The organism is Saccharopolyspora sp. 7B, assembly GCF_020177435.1.
Taxonomy (GTDB): domain Bacteria; phylum Actinomycetota; class Actinomycetes; order Mycobacteriales; family Pseudonocardiaceae; genus Saccharopolyspora_C; species Saccharopolyspora_C gregorii.
Window position 1 is genome coordinate 1 of record NZ_JAIUKC010000027.1, and the last position, 3,079, is coordinate 3,079.

1 protein-coding gene and 1 pseudogene are annotated in these 3,079 nt (G+C 74.8%); both read right to left on the reverse strand.

Going from position 1 to position 3,079, the window contains the following annotated elements; all coding sequences use genetic code 11:
• Positions 1-118: 118 nt before the first annotated feature.
• Positions 119-370 (reverse strand): annotated as a pseudogene (locus LCD33_RS05540) (glycosyltransferase family 1 protein); the annotation flags it as partial.
• A complete protein-coding gene (locus LCD33_RS05545; protein ID WP_224967641.1) occupies positions 367-2,880 on the reverse strand; it encodes a glycosyltransferase in 2,514 nt (837 codons plus the stop codon). The pseudogene LCD33_RS05540 and the gene LCD33_RS05545, both read right to left, overlap by 4 nt.
• Positions 2,881-3,079 lie beyond the last annotated feature (199 nt).

Sequence of the window (3,079 nt, forward strand, 5' to 3'; positions counted from 1 at the left end):
CCGCTGGCGGCGACGCCCTGGGCCGCCCCCCGCCCCACCCCCCCCGCCCCCCCCGCGGGGGGAACCCCCCCCCCCCCCCCCCGCCCCACCCCCCCCGCCCCCCGCCCCCCGCCCCCCCGGGCGCGCGCGGCGCCCGGGTCCACAACGCCCGCACCGCCCGCGCGGGCACCGGTACCCCGGTGGCCCGCACCCCCGGCGGGACCGCCCCGCGCAGCGCGCGCCAGCCGCGCGCCGTGAATCCGATCGCCCGAGCGTCCACATCGGACATCCGGCCGAGCTCCGCGCTCAACGACGCGGTGTAGCGCCCGATCCCGGTGCGCCTGCCCAGCAGCGGAGTGCCGTCCAGCAGGACCCGCAGCGGCCCGCTCACCGCTTGCGGAGCCGATCACCGGCCAGCCTGCGCAACCGGCCACCGGCCCGCCGCGCGACCTCCACCGGGCCACCCGCGTCCAGGTACTCGCGCAGCAGCGCCACGTCCCGGCGCACCGCCTCCACCCGGTCCGGCGGCTGCGTCCGGGTCAGCGGCGAGGCGGCGCGCAACCGGTCCGCGGCCGGACGCGGATCGCGGCAGAACTCGGTGAGCGGCGCCAGCACCGACTCCCAGGTGAACCGCTCCCGCACCGCCTCGATGCGCTCCCGGCAGGACGCGGCGAACTCCGCGTCGTAGAGCACCCGCTCCAGCGCCGCGGCCAGCGCGTCCGGGTCCTCGGCGGGCACCACCACGCCCAAGCCCTCCTGGCGCACCAGGTCCGCGAACGAATCGCCGTCCGTGGTCACCACCGGCAGGCCCGACCACAGGTAGTCCAGCACCCGGGTGCGGAACGCGAACGTCGTCTCCACGTGCTCGAAGTGCGAGGTCACGCCGCAGTCGGCGTCCAGCAGGAAGTTCTGCCGCTCCCCGTACGGCACCCACGTCTCGTTGAAGAACGCGTGCTTGCCGGTCAACCCCAGCCGGTTCGCCAGGTGCCGGGTCCGGTCCGCCATGCCCATCTCCGGCACGTCCGGGTTCGGGTGCTTCATGCCGAGGAAGAACAACCGCACGTCGTGGTGCCGCCGCGCGACCCGGTCCACCGCGTGCAGCAGCGTCAGCGGGTCGAACCAGCTGTAGACACCGCCCGCCCACAGCACCACCTTGTCGTCGGCGTCCACGCCCGGCTGCACGCCCTTGATCGCCGGGCCGGTGCGGCGCGGCGCCACCGAGGACAACCCGAACGGCACCACCTCCAGCAGCGAGCGCACCGTCGGATCCGTGTCGTAGAGGCCCGGCGTCAACCGGCCCAGCGACGCCAGGTGCCCCAGCCAGAAGTGCCGCTGCCGCTCCGAGGCGCACAGGAAGAAATCACCGCGCTCCAGCTGCGAGTTCAGCACCTTCGTCACCCCGCGCAGGTCGGCGGCGCGGCGCTCGTCGTCGGTGTCCCGGCCCTGCTCCAGCAGCTCCAGGTGCATCGGGTCGTACACGTCGCACACCACGACCTTCGTGGAGTCGGCGTGCTTGAGCGCGGGCACCATCTCCAGCACGTGGCCCTGCACGATCACCACGTCCGCCCACTCCACGTGCGCGGCGAGCTCGCGCGGTTTCGCCGCCACCACGGGGAAGGCCGACTCCGGCGGGTTCACGTGCGCGTTCACGCTGACCAGCCGCACCTGGTGCTCGGCGCTGAGCACCTCGGCCATGTGCCAGGCGCGGATCGCCGGGCCCGCCATCCGCTCGGCCACCGCGTCCCCGGTGATCACCGCGATGGTGCGGGGGCGGCCGTAGACCTCGTCCAGGCCGAACGCGTCCACCAGCACCTCGTGCGCGGCCAGGTAGCTCGGCAGCGGGTAGGCCGGTTCCATCGCCTTGCGCATCAGCGGCACCAGGTCCGCGTCCGAGCGCACCCGGGCGGCCTGCTCGACCTCCCGCGACGCGGCCAGCTGCGGCAGCATCTCTACGAACCGGTCGATCGCGAGCAGGCTCGCCAGCGAGTCCCGCGAGATCGGCACGTCGTCGTCGAAGTCCGGGCCCTCCGGGCGCCGCGTCATCTCCAGCTGGTCCGGGTCGATGTCGCCGCGGGCGGTGGCCCGGCGCACCGACAGCGCCATCGCGGCGGGCAGCACCTTCGCCAGCGTCTCGGCGGAGACGTTCTTGTACAGGGCGGCCAGCGCGTTGCGCTCCAGCAGGAAGTGCTCCCGCGCCGAGGACACCTGCGTCATCGAGGCGTGGTGGCGGTGGAAGGTCAGCGACCGCGGCTCGTAGCGCACCCGCCAGCCCCGCAGGTTCAGCCGCCAGCCCAGGTCCACGTCCTCGTAGAACATGAAGAACCGCTCGTCGAACCCGTCCAGCGCGGCGAACAGCTCGGCGCGCACCAGCAGCGCCGAACCGGTGCCGAACAGCACGTCCCGCGGCGCGTCGTGGCTGCCGTCGTCCGGTTCGCCCGCGAACCGCTTGTAGCCCATGCCGAACCAGGTGAGCCCGCCGTCCACGAAGTCGACGAGCTCGCCCTCCCAGTCCAGGACCTTGCTGGCCACCGCGCCCACCGTCGGCTCGGCGCGCAGCACCGCCACCGCGGCCCGCACCCAGTCCCGGTCCGGCCGGGCGTCGTTGTTCAGGAACGCCAGCACCTGGCCGGACGCGGTCCGCGCGCCCAGGTTGCAGCCGCCGGCGAAACCCAGGTTCTCGCCCGGTTCCAGCACGGTGGTGCCCGGTGCCGCGGCGCGGATGCGGGCGGCCTCGGCGCTGCTCGGGGTGTTGTCGACGCAGATCAGTTCCAGCCGGTCCGCCGGGTAGTCCAACTGGTCGCGCACCGCGCGCAGGCACGTGATCGTGTCCTCGGCGCCGCGGTGGTTGACGACGATCACGGAGACTGCGGGCAGCGCAGCGGACTCGGAGGTAACAGCCACGCCCCTAAGCGTGCCCTATCGGCGCCCGCCGAACGCACGCAGTCCGAAGATCCACCCGAATCCGGCACCCCCGTTTCCGGGGTGAACGGGCCCGTGGGGCCCAACCCGTGGGCGCACCGGGCGGTGACACGGGGGTGGGGGGGGGGGGCGGCCCCCCCCCCCGGGGCCCCCCCCCCCGGGGGGGGGGGCGGGGGGGGGG